The sequence below is a fragment of the Collinsella sp. An271 genome (assembly GCF_002159695.1).
Taxonomy (GTDB): domain Bacteria; phylum Actinomycetota; class Coriobacteriia; order Coriobacteriales; family Coriobacteriaceae; genus Collinsella; species Collinsella ihumii.
Map to the genome: position 1 here is coordinate 40,301 of NZ_NFJE01000003.1, position 17,104 is coordinate 57,404.

16 protein-coding genes are annotated in these 17,104 nt (G+C 64.9%); 6 read left to right on the plus strand and 10 right to left on the minus strand.

Features of this window, described 5'->3' with window-relative positions; all coding sequences use genetic code 11:
• Nucleotides 1–136: 136 nt before the first annotated feature.
• A complete protein-coding gene (locus B5F74_RS03330; RefSeq protein ID WP_087200021.1) occupies nt 137–1,189 on the plus strand; it encodes a YeiH family protein in 1,053 nt (350 codons plus the stop codon).
• A 299-nt stretch (nt 1,190–1,488) separates the two neighbouring features.
• Here the strand turns inward: B5F74_RS03330 and B5F74_RS03335 are convergent, their stop codons facing one another.
• Together B5F74_RS03335 and B5F74_RS12505 are read right to left on the minus strand one after the other, a co-directional pair.
• Nucleotides 1,489–1,923 carry a HepT-like ribonuclease domain-containing protein gene (locus B5F74_RS03335; protein WP_066829107.1) on the minus strand — a complete coding sequence of 145 codons (435 nt, stop codon included), beginning with the start codon at nt 1,921–1,923 and terminating at the stop codon, nt 1,489–1,491.
• Entirely contained in the window at nt 1,910–2,410 is a 501-nt protein-coding gene (locus B5F74_RS12505) for a type II toxin-antitoxin system RelB/DinJ family antitoxin (protein ID WP_204212420.1), read from the minus strand. The genes B5F74_RS03335 and B5F74_RS12505 overlap by 14 nt, the downstream gene beginning before the upstream one ends.
• A 470-nt stretch (nt 2,411–2,880) precedes the next feature.
• Between B5F74_RS12505 and B5F74_RS03350 the strand changes: the two genes are divergently transcribed.
• The gene (locus tag B5F74_RS03350) at nt 2,881–3,909 is read left to right on the plus strand and encodes a helix-turn-helix transcriptional regulator (RefSeq protein ID WP_087200023.1); all 1,029 of its coding nucleotides are present in this window, start codon (nt 2,881–2,883) and stop codon (nt 3,907–3,909) included.
• Nucleotides 3,910–3,952: 43 nt separating this feature from the next.
• Here the strand turns inward: B5F74_RS03350 and B5F74_RS03355 are convergent, their stop codons facing one another.
• From B5F74_RS03355 to B5F74_RS03370, 4 genes are read right to left on the minus strand one after another with little or no spacing between them, the layout of a single operon-like run.
• A complete protein-coding gene (locus tag B5F74_RS03355) occupies nt 3,953–4,306 on the minus strand; it encodes a nitrous oxide-stimulated promoter family protein (RefSeq protein ID WP_066829101.1) in 354 nt (117 codons plus the stop codon).
• Between the two features lie 24 nt (nt 4,307–4,330).
• Nucleotides 4,331–4,744, minus strand: a complete 414-nt coding sequence (locus B5F74_RS03360; RefSeq protein WP_066829099.1) for a YbaN family protein — start codon at nt 4,742–4,744, stop codon at nt 4,331–4,333.
• A gap of 55 nt (nt 4,745–4,799) precedes the next feature.
• Nucleotides 4,800–6,449 (minus strand): ABC transporter ATP-binding protein, encoded by a 1,650-nt coding sequence (locus B5F74_RS03365; RefSeq protein WP_239283335.1) that lies wholly within the window; start codon nt 6,447–6,449, stop codon nt 4,800–4,802.
• The gene (locus tag B5F74_RS03370) at nt 6,446–8,170 is read right to left on the minus strand and encodes an ABC transporter ATP-binding protein/permease (RefSeq protein ID WP_087200025.1); all 1,725 of its coding nucleotides are present in this window, start codon (nt 8,168–8,170) and stop codon (nt 6,446–6,448) included. The genes B5F74_RS03365 and B5F74_RS03370 overlap by 4 nt, the downstream gene beginning before the upstream one ends.
• A 409-nt stretch (nt 8,171–8,579) precedes the next feature.
• On the opposite strand from B5F74_RS03370, the gene B5F74_RS03375 reads away from it, so the two are divergent.
• The 4 genes from B5F74_RS03375 to B5F74_RS03390 all read left to right on the plus strand — a co-directional run bounded on the left by B5F74_RS03375 (nt 8,580) and on the right by B5F74_RS03390 (nt 13,181).
• Nucleotides 8,580–8,885, plus strand: coding sequence for a CDP-alcohol phosphatidyltransferase (locus B5F74_RS03375; protein WP_087200027.1), 306 nt, complete (start codon nt 8,580–8,582; stop codon nt 8,883–8,885).
• A gap of 177 nt (nt 8,886–9,062) precedes the next feature.
• Entirely contained in the window at nt 9,063–9,563 is a 501-nt protein-coding gene (locus B5F74_RS03380; protein ID WP_143753760.1) for a MarR family winged helix-turn-helix transcriptional regulator, read from the plus strand.
• Nucleotides 9,560–11,317, plus strand: coding sequence for an ABC transporter ATP-binding protein (locus tag B5F74_RS03385; protein ID WP_087200029.1), 1,758 nt, complete (start codon nt 9,560–9,562; stop codon nt 11,315–11,317). The genes B5F74_RS03380 and B5F74_RS03385 overlap by 4 nt, the downstream gene beginning before the upstream one ends.
• On the plus strand, nt 11,304–13,181 hold the full coding sequence (locus tag B5F74_RS03390) for an ABC transporter ATP-binding protein (protein WP_087200031.1): 1,878 nt from the start codon (nt 11,304–11,306) through the stop codon (nt 13,179–13,181). Before B5F74_RS03385 ends, B5F74_RS03390 begins: the two co-directional genes overlap by 14 nt.
• An 82-nt stretch (nt 13,182–13,263) precedes the next feature.
• Here B5F74_RS03390 and B5F74_RS03395 read toward each other — a convergent pair whose 3' ends face one another.
• From B5F74_RS03395 to B5F74_RS03410, 4 genes are all read right to left on the minus strand, one after another.
• Nucleotides 13,264–13,842 carry an NAD(P)H-dependent oxidoreductase gene (locus B5F74_RS03395; protein WP_087200033.1) on the minus strand — a complete coding sequence of 193 codons (579 nt, stop codon included), beginning with the start codon at nt 13,840–13,842 and terminating at the stop codon, nt 13,264–13,266.
• A 15-nt stretch (nt 13,843–13,857) separates the two neighbouring features.
• Nucleotides 13,858–14,745 carry an alpha/beta hydrolase-fold protein gene (locus B5F74_RS03400; RefSeq protein ID WP_066829085.1) on the minus strand — a complete coding sequence of 296 codons (888 nt, stop codon included), beginning with the start codon at nt 14,743–14,745 and terminating at the stop codon, nt 13,858–13,860.
• Nucleotides 14,746–14,836: 91 nt separating this feature from the next.
• Complete coding sequence (locus B5F74_RS03405) at nt 14,837–15,676, minus strand: alpha/beta hydrolase-fold protein (RefSeq protein ID WP_066829083.1); 840 nt, start codon at nt 15,674–15,676, stop codon at nt 14,837–14,839.
• Between the two features lie 397 nt (nt 15,677–16,073).
• On the minus strand, nt 16,074–17,021 hold the full coding sequence (locus B5F74_RS03410) for a PHP domain-containing protein (RefSeq protein WP_087200035.1): 948 nt from the start codon (nt 17,019–17,021) through the stop codon (nt 16,074–16,076).
• Nucleotides 17,022–17,104 lie beyond the last annotated feature (83 nt).

A 17,104-nucleotide genomic window follows, 5' to 3' on the forward strand; every position in this document is an offset into this window, starting at 1 on the left:
GAGGCCTCCGGTTCGCTCCATCGGGTTCTCAACTCATCAGAAAATCAAATAGATAGATAAGTAACCAGCTAGAAATAATTATAACTCCAGGGAGTAGCATGTCATCGAAGCAGTGATGCAGATGAAAGGATGTGGCATGGAGCTGGTGAAAGACCTTAAGGGGATGTGGAAGGGCGTGCTGTTCTGCTTGGCGATCGCGCTGCCCGCGTGGCTGCTCGGTAAGCAGTTCGAGGTGATCGGCGGCCCGGTGTTCGCCATCCTGATCGGCATGGTGCTGGCGCTCGTGGTGCCTGCGCGTGCCGGAGAGCCGCTGCAGAAAGGCGTCAAGTTCACGTCGAAAAAGGTGCTCCAGTATGCGGTCATCCTGCTCGGTTTCGGCCTGAACCTCGCACAGATCGCGCAGGTGGGCGCCACGTCGCTGCCGATCATCGTCTCCACGATCGCCACGTCGCTCATCGTGTCTTTCGTGCTCTGCCGTGCGCTGAACATCCCCGGCAAGATCTCCACGCTGGTCGGCGTAGGCTCGTCTATCTGCGGAGGGTCGGCCATCGCCGCCACCGCGCCGGTCATCGATGCCGATGACGAGGAGATCGCCCAGGCCATCAGCGTCATTTTCCTGTTCAACGTCATCGCAGCGCTGGTGTTTCCCACGCTCGGCGGGATGCTCGGCCTCTCCAACGAGGGCTTCGGCCTGTTCGCGGGAACGGCGGTCAACGACACCTCGTCTGTGACGGCGGCTGCTGCCGCATGGGACGGCATGCACCCCGGCGCCAACACACTCGACGCGGCGACGATCGTCAAGCTGACCCGTACGCTGGCCATCATCCCCATCACGCTGGCGCTCGCGTTCTGGCAGGTGCGCCGCGCCAAGCGCGCTGCTGCCGCAGGCGAGGGAGACGGCCAGGCCGCGGGCACGTTCGACCTCAAGAAGATCTTCCCGTTCTTCATCGTCTTCTTCGTGCTGGCGAGCGTTATCACCACGGTGTTCGCATTGCCTGCGACGGTGACCGCGCCCATCAAGGAGCTCTCGAAGTTCTTCATCATCATGGCGATGGCGGCGATTGGCTTCAACACGAACATCGTCAAGCTCGTGCGTACGGGCGGGAAACCGATTCTGATGGGTCTTGTCTGCTGGATTGCCATCGCGTGCGTGTCGCTCGGCATGCAGCACGTTTTGGGCATCTGGTAGCTGAAGAGCTCGCAGGGGCGCATGTCCCGCACGACAACAAAGCCTATTTTGCGCGGGGGTGGTCTCAGGGCCGCCCCCGTTTCCTTGTGTGAACCGAGTTCAGCCCGGCCGGTGCTCTGAGTCTCCGGTCAACCCCGCACTTTTTCATGAATAAGTGAAGGTTCGGTTTGGCGTTTCCCCAGGAAAGAGCTGTTCGACCACGAGGTTTTTCATGAATTAAGGGCGCCTTTTCGATGAGGGGCGGCGGGGCGGGAGCGGGTGCGGACGGCTCGACGGCACCGGGTGACGATACCGCCTCCTCACAAGACGTCGGGAGAGGTATCGAGAGGGCGCGGCACGGATCGGTCAGTGTCTCCAGAAAGCTCTATGCCGTGGAGTGCGGCATAATCTAGGCAAAAGCTTTTGAGCACAGGGAAGTCGGCAACCACCGTGTTCCAGATGGCTGCGCGATCGAGCTTGCCATAGTCGTGGGCGAAGATATTACGCATGCCGTGAATGGCACGCCATGGAATAGTCGGGTGCTCGCGCCTCGTTTCGTCAGACATGTTGCCAGCCTCCTCAGTGGCGCGGAATACGCACATGAAGATCGCGTCGACATTGATGCGCCCTTGTAGCGATTCATCTGATACGAAGCGCTCTTTGGTGAGTTTGAGTGCAGCGACACGTTCCTCCGTTTCGTTTAGGACGCGCCAAAGCTCAGCAACACGGCCGTCATCCGTGTTACGTGCGCTCATAGATTGTCACCCCGTCTCGTTCGATTGCGTGGGCAAAGTCATCGTTTCCCAGGTCGTGTCGAGAAACGATGTCAACAGATTTCCCTGTGGCCTCTTGTACGTCTTGGAGGAATTCGGAAAGGTCGAATAGCGTCAGCGCTCCTTCGTCGTAAGCAATGCGCAGGTCGATGTCGCTGTCGGGTCGCGCTTCCCCGCGCGCATACGAGCCAAAAAGCACAACGTCGGAAATGCCTGGCACGCGCATGGCGGCTTGGGCGACAGCGACGGCTATCTCGTCGCGCGAGAGAACGCGCTGTGCGGGTTGCGCCGCCACGCGGGTGCGCAGGGGATCGGTGCTGATTTCGAACGGGATGCGCTGCTCACGAAGGGTTTGCCTAGCGAACAGATTGATGGCGGTGGAGACGCTCATGCCAACCTCTTCGCAAAATGCTGCAAAGGCGGCTTTGGTATCGCTGTCCATGCGTACACTGAGAACTGATTGCGACATATGATCACCTCTGTATGACATTGTATAGCAAATCGAATACATATACGATGATCAATCCGAAACGATGCATTGGGTGGGGTCAGCGCAAAGGGTGCGGTTGCACATGAGGAGGGCGGGTCCGCGTTGGGCTCCGCCATCAGGCTCTGCACGTCGAATGCCGCATGCGAACGGGAGATAGCCACCGTGAGGGGGATGCTCGAGGAGGCTCTCAGGTAGCGCCCGCGGCCCGGGATTCCCTCGGGCGGATGACAGGCGGGCCGCGTCGCTGCCGCGCGGGCGCAATCGTGTTCCATGGTGGCCGAAGATTCCCGAACATGCCCTCTGAGCTGGGCATGGCAACCGCAGGGCGCCTTATGGTTGCCATGCTGGAGGCCAAAATGCAGCCCTCCGGTTGGTAGAATGGGGCCGATGGCGCCCGCATACTAGAGGTGCCGGCAAGACATAACGGCATCAACCAGAAAGGCCCCGCCATGAGCTTTCGCGACAACCTCCAGCACCTGCGCGCCTCGCGCAACATGACCCAAGAGCAGCTCGCCATGCTGCTCGGGGTGTCCCGCCAGTCGGTCACCAAGTGGGAAGCCGAGAAAAGCTATCCCGAGATGGACAAGCTTCTCAAGATGTGCCAGATCTTTGACTGCACGCTCGACGATCTGGTGCAAGGAGACCTCACTTCGCGCGCTCCCGAGCCCGAGGTGACCGTGCCCGCCGGTCCGCCGACCGACGTGTGCGGCTACGACGAGCATCAGCGCATGATGGCCTGGAAGGTCCCTACGGGTATCGCGGCGATCCTTCTGGGCATCGCGATCGGGCTGTTCTTCGAAGGCGCGGTCGAGCTGGCTTCGGTCGGGGCACGCGACGGGCTGTTCGTCATCATCGTGCTCGCCGGCGTCCTGGCAGGCCTCGCGTTCCTTATTCCCGCCGGTATGGAGCACGCCGCATTCCAGCGCGCGCACCCGTACGTGGAGGACTTCTATACCGAAGACGACCGTTTGGCTGCTCGGAAGGCGTTCTCGGGCGGTCTGATTGCGGGTATCGCCTTCATCTTTGCGGGCATCGGCTGCCTCATCATGCTCGAGAAGACGGCGGAGAACATCGCGCTGTTCTTCCTCATGTTCTTTATCGCCCTGGGCGTCTGGAACATCACGCACTACGGCATGCTGCTCGGCCGCATCGACGTGGCGGAGTACAACCGGTCCGTGGGCGAAGAGCTCGAGGTCGAGGAGATCGTCGCCGTTGAGCTCGACGATGCGCGCCGCGAGGCGTTGCTTGCCACCAAGCGCGCCGACCGCAAGATCGGTGCGATCTGCGGTGCCATCATGATCGTGGCCACCATCGTCGGCCTGGGCCTGCTGTTCGCACCGGTGCTCACGTCGGCGAATCCGGACGAATTCGAGCCGCTGGGCACCTCGGCTGCGTGGTTTTGGGTCACCTGGCCCGTCGGCGGCATGATCTGCGGCATCGTCACCCTGCTCATGCGCGCGTTCGGGAAGGACGAGTAGGGTTCGGGTAGGCGGGTGATCGGGGTCGCTCGCGCCGTCGCCCCTACGTTCCCAAAAGGTGGCGAACCGCGGCGATGGGATGGTGCAGCAGCATGCGTGGGCCTGCGAAGCGCATCACCGCGCGGATCTGCTCGCGCATGGCGGGCGGGTAGCAGTGCGTGGCGCACCGGTTGCACGAAGTCTTGGTTGCCATGTGGGGGCACAGCTCGGTACGGCGCGCGGCGAAGGCGTCGAGCTTTGCGCAGGCGGGGCAGACCGGCTCGCCGCAGTATGCGGTCTCGGTGCGCGCGGCGTCTTGGTGGTGTGCACGGCAGGAAAGGGCGATCATCTGCGAAACGACGCGCTTCTCTCGCTCGCGGCGGCGCGCGACGGCGGGGCTATCAGGTGCTTTGGGCATGCGGGCTCCTCATGCGGTCGGGTGCTATGCTTGCGCGGTCTCGTCCCACTGGGCGCGCAGCAGCGCGTCCTCCTCGGGCGAGATGGTGCGGATCTTGGTGAGAAGCGCGATGCCCATGCCGCACACCACGCAGATGAGAACGAGGCGGGCGGGCAGGGCGTCCACCAGCGCGAAGCTGATCAGGCAGGTCGCGGACGTGACGGCAAACATCGACACCTTCTTGCGTGCCGTCATCCCGCCGGACTCGCGAAACGGGACCACGTAGCTGCGGTAGAGGCGCGTGGTGCGCAGCCACGCCTCGAAGCGCGGACTGCTTTTGGCGAACAGCGCCGAGGCGAGCAGCACGAGCGGCGTGGTGGGCAGCAGAGGAATCGCGACGCCGATGGCGCCGAGGCCGAGGACCAGCCAGGCGAGGCAGAACAGAATCTTGTTGATCATGGGAGTCCAATCTTTACGGTTGGGGTCAGACGGGGTGTCGGGATGTGCCCGTGTATCAGCTCACACGGCCGCGCTCGAGCGACACGACGCTATCGGTGATCGCCATGGTGCTTTCTCGATGGCTGACGACAACGACGGTGCGCTCGCCGTGCTGCTCGCGAAGGACGCGCAGGATGGCGGCCTCATTCAGGCTGTCAAGATTGGAGGTCGGCTCATCGAGCAGCAGGATCGGTGCGCGCCGTAGCAGCGCGCGGGCAAGACCGATGCGCTGCCTCTCGCCTGCGGACAGTCGGTCGCCCAGCTCGCCGGCGCGTGTGGCGTAGCCCTCGGGCAGCTGGGCGATGGTGTCGTGGATGCATGCGGCACGCGCGGCCGCCATGACCTCCTCGTCGGTCGCGTCGAGCCGTCCGATGCGGTTGTTGTCGGCCAGGCTCTCGTTGAACAGATGGGTCTGCTGCTCCACAAGGGCCTCGGTTTCGCGCAGCGCATGCGTCGAGGCGTCGCGCACGTCGACGCCGCCGATTTTGACGGCGCCCGTATCGACGTCGTAAAAACGCATCATGAGGGAGAGCAGGGTCGATTTGCCCGAGCCGCTTTTTCCGGAAATGCCCACGATGGAGCCGGGTTCGACGGCAAGGGAGACGTCGGCGAGCACCGGGTCGCCAGCGTAGGCGAACGACACCCGGTCGATCTCGGCGCTTGCGTCGGAGGGCGCCGCGCCGTGTGCGATTGCCTCGACGACCGGCTGCTCGTCCAGAAGCTCCAGCACGCGTTCGCCGGCGGCGAAGGTCTGCTGGAGCCCGGTGCCCAGGCTCGCGAGCGCCAGCACCGGGCCGAATGAGCTCATGAGGAGCACGACGCCGATCATCAGTTGGTCGAGAGTAATCTGGCCCATCTGGTGCAGGTATACGCCCGCGCCGACCAGGGCGAGGTCGAAAGCCCACACGATGATGGCCATGACCGCCTGGTTGGCGCCGGCGCGATCCTTGAGGCGGGACTCGTGGTCGGCAAGCGAGCTGCTGCGGCGGAAGAACTCCTCGCCTCGCGCCCGGGCGACGCGGTACTGCATGGCTTCGCCCAGGCCGCGCAGGGTGTCGAGCAGATAGGCGTCAAGGTCGCCCAGCTCGTGGCGAAACGCGTGCCCGGCTTGCCCGGATGCTCGGTTGGCCGCCAGGGGCACCGCGATGCCCACGAAGGCGAAGGCGACGGCCGCGAGCAGGCCGAACAGGGGATGGATGGCGGCCTCGACCGCCACGACGGCGCAGCTCACGCCCAGCGCGATGGCGATCGGCGAGATGGTGTGCGCGTAGAAGACCTCGAGCAGCTCGATGTCGCCCGTGATAAGGGAGATGAGGTCGCCCCGGTTGCGGCCCGAGAGCTTCGCGGGCGCCAGACGGCGCAGCGCGGCGAACACGCGGTGGTGGATGCGTGCGAGCAGCTTGAAGGCGATGTAATGGTTCGCCATCTGCTCCAGGTAATGCAGGATGCCGCGTGCGACGGCGCAGACGACAAGGACCCCGAGCAGCTGCGCTGCGTTCGGAAGGCCGTCCAAACCCGCCGCGGACAGGGCGGCGGTCGTGCCGAGGGTGGGAACGGCGATAGCGGCGAGGTGCCCGGCAACGCCCGCTCCGACGGCAAGCGCCATGATGCCCCAAAGGGGGCCGACCAGGCCGATCAGGCGTCTCATAACGGTCAGACGGCTCATGCGACGCTCCTTTCCAGCTCATGCTGGGCGCGCCAGAACGCGGCGTAGGCGCCATGCGTGGCCACGAGCTCCGAGTGTGTGCCCTGTTCGGCCACGCTCCCGCCGTCGAGCAGATAGATCATGTCGGCGTGAACGAGGTTCGCCAGACGATGGCTGACCACCACGACGGTGCGCTCCCCTGCGATCCCGCGTATGACCTCGGCGATGGCCGCTTCGGAGTCCGCGTCGATATTGGAGCTCGCCTCGTCGAAGATGAGGGTCTCGGCGCTCGTCAGCAGCGCGCGGGCAATGCACAGCCGCTGGCGCTGTCCGCCGGAGAGGTTGCGCGCGCCCTCGGTGATCGGCATGTCGAGCCCGCCGTTTTCGCGCACGAACGCGTCGATGCGCGCCTGGGCGAGTGCGCGCTCGAGCTGCTCGTCGGTGGCATGCGGGTTGCCCATAAGGAGGTTTTCGCGCAGGGTGCCGCTAAACAGGTAGCCGGAGGTGGGGACCACGACCACGTGGCGTGCCAGGCTCTCACGCTCGAGATCGCGCACGTCGACCCCGCCGATCCTTGCGGTGCCCGTATAGCCGGTGAGCCTGCCGGAAATGATGGAGGCGAGCGTTGACTTACCCGATCCCGAGGTGCCGGCGACGCCCACCAGCGAGCCGGGTTCGATGGCGAGCGCGACGTCGTGGAGGACCTCGCGCTCTGGCGTGTAGGCGAAGCTGAGCCCTTGGATCTCGATGCGGTTGCGCCGTTCGGGGAGCTCGCGCGCGCCCGGGGACGGTTCGGGCGCGTCGAGGATCGCGAAGATGCGGTCCGCTGCCGCCGAGCCGTTCATGGCGGTGTGGAAGTAGCTGCCGAGCGTGCGCATGGGGATGAAGAACTCGCTCGACAGGATGATGATGGCAAGGCAGGCGGGCAGGCCGATGCGTCCGTCGGCGAGCGCCGAGACGGCGAGCGCGATGCCGAGGGCTGCACCGCCGTATGCGACGAGGTCCATGACGATGATCGAGTTGAGCTGCATGGTGAGCACGCGCATGGTCACGCGGCGAAACGTCTCGGCCTCCGCATCCATCTGCTCGACCTTGTGCGCGTCGGCCTCGTAGACCTTGAGGGTGGTGAGGCCCTGGAGATTTTCCAAAAAGCTGTCGCCCAGCTCGGCATACTGGTCCCAGTACGAGGCGAGCAGGCGCTTGGCGATGGTCTGGACCGCCGCGATGGCGAGCGGGATGAGCGGGACGCAGGCGATGAGGCCCACGGCGACCGGAAGCGAGATGGGTGCGATAACGGCGAACAGCGTAAGCGGTGCAAGCAGCGCATACAGCAACTGCGGCAGGTAGAGGCCGAAGTAGGTTTCAATCTGCTCGACGCCCTCGCCCGCCACCTGCACGACCTCGGAGGTGGACGTCTGCTGCGCGTATGCGGGACCGAGCGCGAGCATCTTGTCGAACAGCGCGCGGCGCAACGTGTCCTTCACGCTGCGTGCGGACAGGTGGCTCATATGGGCCGCGGCGCGCGTGGCAGCGAATCGGATGGTGAGACATACGAGCGCAGCGCATGCGCCGATGGCCATATGGTGAGCGGCGAGGCTCTTCGCGATGACGAGGTGAAAGAGGTAGGCGATGCCGCCGATGAGCGCGATGTTCGCCACGAGGGCGATCCATTGGAATGCAACCTGCGCGAGCATATAGCGCATCGCACGGTTGCCGAGCCGAACGAGGCGGCCGTTGACCATGGCAGTCCCTTCCGGTGTTCGTGAGTCAAGTTAGCTAAGAATAACATAGCCTCAGTTATCTTTTGTGAGTTCATTTGTGACTCTGGCGGTCCGCGCGCCAGGGTTTGGGGCTGGACTCCAGGGGAAACGAGTGGTCGGCGTGGACGGGGTGTCCGGATGCGATCTGCCGGCTGAGTCCGGGCCGGCAGGTGACCGGGGTCGCCTGCGTGAGCGTGCCGCCGCCATCGCGGCAGGGGGTCGTCCCGTTTCGCCTTGCGCGGGGTGCCGGCGAAGCGCCCAAAACGGCCGCTGCTCCAAAGTTATGCACCGCCTACCTATTTCATCGCATAGATATGGACAACTACGGGTTTACTAGGTACCAGTAAGGCAAATCGCGCCGCATGAGGCGCCCGACAGCTAGGAGGCCATGATGGGACTGAAAGCTGACGAGACGATATCCCTGAGCTTCGAGGAGCTCCTCGGCTACCTGCGTTCGAAGACTCGCGTGTTTATGGACGTTGACGACGGACAGTACTACATCACGCACACCGACGGCTATTGGCGCGTGCAGGACTGCTCGCAGCTGAACGACAAGGGCCGCTTCACCGATTGCTCTGAGCTGGTCACAACGCTTTCCGAGCTCGCCGAGCTTCCGTGGCACGATGGCAAGAGCCTGCACGACCTGTGCGATTCCGCGACGTTCCACGAGTCGATTCAAGAGGGCTGGGAACAGTAGAGCCCCTCGAAGCCTTTCCCCGAACACCCGCCTGCGCCTGCGCGCAAGCGGGTGTTTTTTATGGCTGTCCGGCGGCTGGTCCAGATGGGTCTGCAAGAAATGTCCAGAGCTTCTCCTGTTGACGTTTATCCGAAATCGGACTAGTATGGCTTGCCGATTTGAGGACGGAGGGATGACGTGGAACAGGATCGTCCATGCGCGGAGGAGCCGAACGACCCGCGCGAACTCGATTGCATGTACAAGGAGGCGGACCGCGTCTACTATCTGTTCGCCCGGGACTGCGGCCTGTCGACATGCGCGTACTGGATGCTGTACGACGTGGAGCGCGCGGGCGGCACGGTCGAGATGCGCGTGCTGTCCGACTCCTGGGCCTACAGCAAGCAGACCATCAACTCCGCGATTAAGGCCATGGAGGCGAAGGGCCTGATCGAGCTGGGCTTCGTCGAGGGAAGCCGGCGCAACAAGACCGTCTCGCTGACCGAGGCGGGCGAGGCGTTCGCGGACCGGTATATCCGGCCCGCCCAGCAGGCGGAGCGCCGTGCGTTCTGCTCGCTCACGCCGCAGGAGCGCCGGGCGCTGCTCGATCATGCGCGCGCCTACACGAACGCATTGGTAGCAGAGATGAACCGTATCAGGGCCACGGCCGCTGAGCGCAACGGGAAGGGAGAGGATGCATGAGGCTGCTGCTCAGGTTCTTACGACCGCACAAGAAGCTCGTGGCGATCACGCTGCTGGTCGTGCTGCTCGACAACACGGGCACGCTGCTCGTTCCCACCATGCTGGCGAATATGGTGAACACGGGCATCGCGACTGGCGATTTCAACCACATCGTGCAGGGCGGTGCGCTCATGCTCGGCGCGTCGATGCTGGCGAGCGGCGGCGCGATCACCGGCACGTATCTTGCGGCGCGCCTGGCGTCAAACGTCGCCCGCGATATCAGGGACGCCATCTACGAGCGCTCGCTTGCGTTTTCGAACAGCGACTTCGAGCGCTTCGGCACCGGTTCCATGATCACGCGCTCGTTGAACGACATGAATGTGGTCCAGCAGTCGATCATCGCCACGATCCAGATGGTGCTCCCGTTGCCGTTTTTGTGCATCGTCGGCATCTTCATGGCGTGCCTGATCGACTGGCAGATGGGCATGCTGCTCGCCGCCGTGACGGCTGTCGTCATGGTCATTGCCGTGGTGACCATCGTGAACGCGGCGCCGATCTTCATGCGCCTGCAGAAGCTGATCGATCGGATGAACGTGGTGCTGCGCGAGAGCATCATCGGTGTGCGCGTCATCCGCGCCTTCACCAAGGAGCGCCACGAGGAGCGCCGCCTAGACGAGGTGTTCTCCGACTACGCGAGCTCGGCCATCAAGGTGAACATGATGTTCGCGGGCGTGGACGCGGCGAGCTTCTTTCTGATGAACATCGCCGAGGTCGCCGTGCTGTGGCTGGGCGGTAACCGCGTGGGCGCGCATGCGATGGAGATCGCGAGCATCTCGGCGGTGCTCGAGTACGCCATGCTCATCCTGTTCTACATCATGGCGGCGCAGATGGTGGCCCTTACGCTGCCGCGCGCCAAGGCGTGCCTGGATCGCGCCTCGGAGGTCGTCGACCTCGTGCCGGAGATCCGGGACGGCGCGGACGCCGCGTGCGCCGCCAAGGGCGCTGCCGCGGACGCGCGCGGAAACGAGGCGGTGGCGGCGTTCGACCACGCGACGTTCAAGTTCTCGGATGCCGACGAGGACACGCTGCACGACCTTAACTTCACGTGCCGCCGCGGGCAGACCACGGCGATCATCGGTTCGACCGGCTCGGGAAAGTCGACGGTGGCCAAGCTGCTGCTGCGCTTCCATGACGTGACGGACGGCTCGGTGAGCTTCTGCGATGCCGACGTGCGCGCCATGACGCAGGAGTCCTTGCGCGACCGCATCGCGTACGTACCGCAAAAGGCGTGGCTGTTCTCGGGAACCGTGGCGAGCAACCTGCGGTTTGGCAACGAGGGCGCCACCGAGGACGAGATGCGCCATGCGCTCGAGGTCGCCCAGGCGGGCTTCGTGGACGAGCTGCCCGACGGGCTCCAAGCGCGCGTGGCGCAGGGCGGCACGAACTTCTCGGGAGGCCAGCGCCAGCGCCTTTCGATCGCGCGTGCGCTCATGAAGCACGCCGACCTGTACATTTTCGACGACAGCTTCTCGGCGCTCGACTTCAAGACCGACGCGGCGCTGCGCCGGGCGCTCGTCGACGAGACGCGCGATGCGGCGGTGCTTATCATCGCGCAGCGCATCTCGACCATCCTGCACGCCGACCAGATCGTCGTACTCAAAGACGGCGTTGTCGTGGGCCTTGGGACCCATGAGGAGCTCATGCGCGATTGCGCGGTGTACCGGGCGATCGCGGATTCTCAGATGAAGGGAGGTGCGGGCGATGACCAGCGCTAAGCATAGGGATGACGAACGCGAGCGTACGGAGCGCGACGTCGAGCTCGAGGAACGCGCCCTCGACGGCGCCGACGACGAGCCGCAGGCGCCGCGCGACACCTGGGGCACCATCCGCCGCCTGTGGAGCGAGTCGCGCGGGCAGCAGTGGCGCTTTGCGATCGTGATCGTGTGCGTCGTGCTCTACACGGTGTTCAGCGTCGCCGCGCCCGCGTTTTCGGCCGATGTCATCGACACGCTGTGGACCGAGATCCAGGCGTCGTTCGCCCAGGGTCGCGACTTCGTGGTGACCTGGGACCGCGGTGGCCGGCAGATTGCCGTCTACCTGGGCGTATGGACCATCGCGTTCGTGGTCTACTCGATCCAGACGTTCACCATGGCCGGCTTTGCCGAGCGCCTGAACCTGATGCTGCGCAACCGTATCGCGCGCAAGCTGAACCGTCTGCCGCTCTCGTTCTATGACAGCCGCAAGCCCGGCGAGGTCGTGAGCCGCGCCACCAACGACCTGGACAAGATGTCCGAGGTCCTGCAGACCGGTCTGTTGCGCCTGCTGATGGCGATCGGCAGCGTGGTCGGCGCCGTGACCATGATGTTCGTCTACAGCCCGATGCTCGCCTGCGTGTTTCTGGTGTTCTCGGCGCTGTCCATCGTGCTGACCCGCCTCGCGGCGCGCCGCACGCTGCTTCTTGCCGCCGAGCGCCAGAAGTGGGTGGGGCATCTCACCGCGGCGGTCGAGGAGGCCTACAGCGGCCGCGTCATCATCCGCGCGTTCAACCGCGAGGGTGCGAGCTCTGCCGACATGCGCGCGCTGACGCAGAAGCTCGCCGACGCGAGCCGCCGGGCCGACTTCCTCACCAATGCGGCGGCGCCCGCCATCCGCTTCGTGGGGCGCGTGTCGCAGGTGGTCATCGCGGTGCTCGGCTGCAGCATGCTCGTGGCAGGAAGGCTCACGCTCGGCACGTTCCAGGCGTTTTTCCAGTACATCATGCAGGCATCCGAGCCGCTCACGCAGATGTCCATGACCGTCAACACGCTGCAGAGCGCGCTGGCGAGCGTGGAGCGCGTGTTCGACATCCTGGATGAGCAGGAGGTCGAGCCCGACCCGACGCCGGAGCTCGCGGCCCACGTCGAGCAGCCCGTGTGCGGCCGCGTGGCCTTCGAGCACGTGCGCTTCGGCTACGATCCCGAGCGCCCGCTCATGCGCGACGTGTCGTTCTCGGTCAAGCCGGGCCAGAAGATCGCCATCGTGGGCGCGACGGGCGCGGGCAAGACGACCCTCATCAACCTGCTCATGCGGTTCTACGAGGTCGATGGCGGGCGCATCACGCTCGACGGCGTCGACACGCACGCCATGACGCGCGAGGAGCTGCGTCAGAACTTCGGCATGGTGCTGCAGGACGCGTGGCTGTTCGACGGGACCATCGAGGAGAACATCGCCTACGGCAAGCCCGGCGCCACCCATGAGGAGGTCGTGGCGGCGGCGCGCATGGCGCACGTGGACTTCTTTGTGCGTACGATGCCGCGCGGCTACGAGACGCGCGTCGCCAACGACGCCGAGAACATCAGCCAGGGGCAGCGGCAGCTGCTCACCATCGCCCGCGCGATCCTGGCGGATCCGAAGATCCTCATCCTGGACGAGGCGACATCGAGTGTGGACACGCGCACCGAGCACGCGATCGTTCACGCCATGGAGGCGCTCATGCACGGGCGCACGAGCTTTGTGATCGCGCACCGCCTGTCCACCATCGTGGACGCGGACCTCATCTTGGTCATGGAGCACGGAACCATCATCGAGCAGGGGACGCACGCCGAACTGCTGGCGGCGGACGGCGCCTACGCGGCGCTGTACAACTCCCAGTTCATGTAGGGCGGAAGAACCGAAGCAAAAGAGCACCACCCTTTTGGGTGGTGCTCTTTTTGGATGGGATCATGTGGGGGCGCGGGCCTGCCTACCCGCGCGGGAGCCCGCGCAACCACGACACGTAGGCCGCGGCACTCCTCTCAAGCTCCTCGTCGGTCAGACCGTTCTCGGTGCCGAACAGGGCAAACGGCTCGGGCTCGCACGTGGCGCCCACATAGTTCGCGGTGGCGCGGAAGGGGACGATGACCTCTGAGGGCGTGAAGCCGACGGTGCCCTCGGCGCAGTAGTTGGCCTCGATGTCGCCTGCGGACATGGCGACGGCGAAATGCTTGCCGGCCAAGGCGCGTCCCGGCTCGCCCGGCGCCGCGGTCTCGCCGCCATATGCCCAGCCGAAGCCGTAGACCTCATCGGTCCAGGTGCGCAGAAGGGCCGGCGCGCTGTACCAGTACACGGGGAACTGGAACACGACGGTGCCATGTTCCTCCAGGGCGGCCCGCTCGGTGGCGACGGCAACCTCGTCCAGGGTGCCGCCCGGGTAGAGCGCGTACAGGTCGCGCACCTCGAATTCGTCCGCGTGTCGTGCGAGCTCTTCGACCCAGCGCTTGTGCACGCGGCTTGCCCCCGCGAGATCGGGGTGCGCGACGATGACGAGTATGGGTGCGGCCATGGCGGCTCCTTCGGGCTAGTCGTTGTCCTTGAGCACGAACTTGCCCTCATCGGGCGGGCGCAGGTTGGTGATGCCGGAGTAGTCGACGTTGGCCGACGACGGTTTCATCTCGCCGGGAGCGAACCAGTCGAGCGCGCAGTCGATCCACGCGTTCCAGAACGGCCACTCGTGGCTGCCGATCTCGGGCTCCCAGTACGTGACGTCGAAGTCGGCGTCCTGCAGAAGCTCCACGACCTCGCGGTTGTTCTCGCACAGGTTGTCGTGCTCGCCGCATGCGCCGTAGAACTTGGGCTTGGGCAGGTCGGGGTCGTTCTTGAAGCGGTCGATCATGGCGACGTAGTCCTTCTCGCTGCCGATGACCGTGTCGAGGTCGCCGAACCAGCGCTCGTAGTACCTGCGCTTGCGCGGCGAGTGGGATTCGACCGCCTCGATGATGCGGTCGCGCATGAAGGCGCCGGACAGGGCGATGATGCTGCCGAAGCGATCGGGTCGCTGCAGGCCGTTAATCAGGGCGGTGTAGGCGCCGATGGAGATGCCGGCGAGTGCGGTGTCCTCGCGCTTGCGCGACAGCGGGAACAGGCGGCGGGTCACATCGACGAGCTCCTCGCTGATGAACTTGCCGTGCCATTCGTTGATCTCGGGTTTGTTCAGGTACAGACCGTCTTCGCCCGACGGCATGATGACGACTACGTCGCGGGCCTCGGCGGTCTCGACGACATGCGTCTTGTCGATCCAGTCGTAATCGCGACCGAACAGGCCGTGCAGCAGATAGACCGTGCGGTACGGGCCCTGGCGGCGTTTGGCGAGCTTGGGGCCGTCCATCTTGTCGACGGGTATGACGGCGGTCAGGATGACGTTGCGCTGAAGGTAGTTGGAATAAAAATCGACTTTGAGCAATGCCATTGCAGATCTCTCCTTCACGTGCAGCTCGTGGAGCCGAACTTATTCTGTTATACCCGACGCGCCTTTTGCAGGGCGCGTCGATTCGGTAAAACTAGTCCCTCGGCAGCCAATCGAGCGCCTGGGGAAGTGCCTGGTTCCAGAAGTCCCAGTCGTGGCCGCCGGCGAACTCGCGCTGCTCGACCTCGATGCCCGTGCCGCGCAGGCGGGCCGCCAGCACGCGGTTGGGCTGCGCGAGCGGATCGGAGGATCCCCAGGCCATGAAGACGCGCGGGCGCGGGCGATCGCAGTAGACCACGTCGGCGGCGAGGCGCGCGGGATCCTTGTCGGAGTCGATGACGCGGTTGAGGTCGCCGAACGTCGACTCGAGGAAGGGGCGGGACAGGAAGAACGGCTCGTCGCGGATGAGCGCGTCGAAGTTGTCGATGATCATGGCGCTGGACAGGGCGATGATGGCGCCGAAGTTCTCGGCGTACTTGAAGCCGTTGCGCAGCGCGCCGTACGCGCCCATGGAGATGCCGCCGATGAACATGTCCTCGCGGCGCTCGGACAGCGGGAACATGCGGCGGACGACGTGCGGCAGCTCGAGGCCCACGAAGCGCCCGAAGTAGTTGTGCGTCTCGGGGTTGTCGACGTAGAACGCGTTGTAGCCCGAGGGCATGACGACGGCGAGCTGGTGGTCGGCCGCCCACTTGGTGATGCGGGTCTCCGAGATGATGTCGGTATGGTTTCCATTGATGCCGTGCAGCAGGATGAGCGTGCGGAACGGCGCCTTGTGCGGCGGGTAGGGAGCGGCGTCCCAGTTGTGCGGGTCGCGGCGCAGGCTGGCGTCGACCGCCCACGCGTCGTTTGGGTTATCAAACGGCAAGATCACGTTCAGCGTGGTCGTGCGCATGAGCGAAGAGGAATAGTAATCGACACTGATGCTCGCCATGGGGCCTCCTTTGCGCGTCGGGCGGGCCGACGGAGATTGCATGATACCTCTGCGAAGTATACGCCAACGCGCCGGTCGCCCGTGGCGAGCGGCCCCTCGGCGCGGGCGCTGGTGGGTTGAAATGAACCCGTCCCCAATCAACCCATCCCCGAGCACCCAAAAAACGTGTATATCGAGTTTGGTGCGATTTTTCGGTGCCCTCTGCCCACATGCGCTACACCCCTCAGCATTTGCCCAGTTGTTTCCTGCGGAAATGCTGAGGGGTGTAGCGATGGTGGGGAATTGGGACTCAAAAATCGCACCAAACTCAGCCTACTGCTACTGTAGGTTTTGCCCGAAACGGATTTTTATGCAGTTTCGGCACGGGAATATACACGTTGCTCCCGTCCTGTCGATTTCAGCGCGCGGAGACCGGGGATGCCAGCTGCCAGTTCTGTCCCAGCGGGACCTTGTGCCAGCTGCCGTCGGCGCGCGGGACGTCGAACGTGCGGTAGCCGCACTCGTGCGCAAACGCCTGGGCCTCGAGGATGCCCCAGCACACATGGCTCTGGCGGTGCGCATCGGATCCGAAGGTGATGGGCACCTCGGCGCGGCAGAACTTCTCGAGCAGCCTGCGGGTGGGGTAGTAGTCGAGCACGCGCTTGCGCTTGCCGCCCGTGGAGACCTCGATGCGCCGGCCGGTGTCGTGGGCGCACTCGACCATGCGGTCCCACAGCGGGGTCAGGTCTATCGTAGGCGCGTAGCCCTCGTTGGCGAAGCGCATGGCAAGGTCGGGATGGGCCATGACGTCGAACTCGAGCGGGCTTTCGCACGCGTGGCACCAGTCGTCCACGTAGCGGCGCCACACCTCGTCGGGTCCGAGCTCATCCCACAGGTGGAGATCGTCTTTGTTGTCGATCCAGCCGCAGCCGGTGCCGGGGGTTCCCGCCGGCTCGACGCTGCCCTCGGGCACCATGCCGGTCGATCCCGCGCCGATGTCGCCGGGGTCTCCGATCCAGTGCACGCTGCCCAGGCGGATCACCGCCCCTTCGCTCCAGCGCCGCACGTTGTCCTCACAGCCGCGGTACCAATCGCATTCGAAGCCGTAGACCAGCTCCATGTTCGGGGCGATCTGCGCGGCGAGCTCGCGCGTCTCCTCAAAGGCGCGGCGGCGTGCGGGCAGGTCGGCCTCGCTCACCATGGCGTCGCCCTCCGGGTCCATGGATGCGGGAAGGGTGAGGTGGTCGGTGAAGGCGAGCACGCGGCAGTCGTTCGCCGCGGCGGCGGTCATCACCTCCGTGAACGTCGACTCCCCGTCGGAGAAGTGGGTGTGCGTGTGGCAATCGACGATCGGGATACGCGACATAGTGCTGTGACTCCTTTCCGCGACGGGATGCCCGAGCGCATGTGGTGGACGGCACCATTGTATGGCGTTCGGCGAAAACGCGG

Excerpts from the sequence above, each read along its gene's own strand:
- B5F74_RS03330 (WP_087200021.1), top strand. The coding sequence starts at position 137 with ATGGAGCTGGTGAAAGACCTTAAGGGGATGTGGAAGGGCGTGCTGTTC.
- B5F74_RS03335 (WP_066829107.1), bottom strand. The coding sequence starts at position 1,923 with ATGAGCGCACGTAACACGGATGACGGCCGTGTTGCTGAGCTTTGGCGC.
- B5F74_RS12505 (WP_204212420.1), bottom strand. The coding sequence starts at position 2,410 with ATGTCGCAATCAGTTCTCAGTGTACGCATGGACAGCGATACCAAAGCC.
- B5F74_RS03350 (WP_087200023.1), top strand. The coding sequence starts at position 2,881 with ATGAGCTTTCGCGACAACCTCCAGCACCTGCGCGCCTCGCGCAACATG.
- B5F74_RS03355 (WP_066829101.1), bottom strand. The coding sequence starts at position 4,306 with ATGCCCAAAGCACCTGATAGCCCCGCCGTCGCGCGCCGCCGCGAGCGA.
- B5F74_RS03360 (WP_066829099.1), bottom strand. The coding sequence starts at position 4,744 with ATGATCAACAAGATTCTGTTCTGCCTCGCCTGGCTGGTCCTCGGCCTC.
- B5F74_RS03365 (WP_239283335.1), bottom strand. The coding sequence starts at position 6,449 with ATGAGCCGTCTGACCGTTATGAGACGCCTGATCGGCCTGGTCGGCCCC.
- B5F74_RS03370 (WP_087200025.1), bottom strand. The coding sequence starts at position 8,170 with ATGGTCAACGGCCGCCTCGTTCGGCTCGGCAACCGTGCGATGCGCTAT.
- B5F74_RS03375 (WP_087200027.1), top strand. The coding sequence starts at position 8,580 with ATGGGACTGAAAGCTGACGAGACGATATCCCTGAGCTTCGAGGAGCTC.
- B5F74_RS03385 (WP_087200029.1), top strand. The coding sequence starts at position 9,560 with ATGAGGCTGCTGCTCAGGTTCTTACGACCGCACAAGAAGCTCGTGGCG.
- B5F74_RS03390 (WP_087200031.1), top strand. The coding sequence starts at position 11,304 with ATGACCAGCGCTAAGCATAGGGATGACGAACGCGAGCGTACGGAGCGC.
- B5F74_RS03395 (WP_087200033.1), bottom strand. The coding sequence starts at position 13,842 with ATGGCCGCACCCATACTCGTCATCGTCGCGCACCCCGATCTCGCGGGG.
- B5F74_RS03400 (WP_066829085.1), bottom strand. The coding sequence starts at position 14,745 with ATGGCATTGCTCAAAGTCGATTTTTATTCCAACTACCTTCAGCGCAAC.
- B5F74_RS03405 (WP_066829083.1), bottom strand. The coding sequence starts at position 15,676 with ATGGCGAGCATCAGTGTCGATTACTATTCCTCTTCGCTCATGCGCACG.
- B5F74_RS03410 (WP_087200035.1), bottom strand. The coding sequence starts at position 17,021 with ATGTCGCGTATCCCGATCGTCGATTGCCACACGCACACCCACTTCTCC.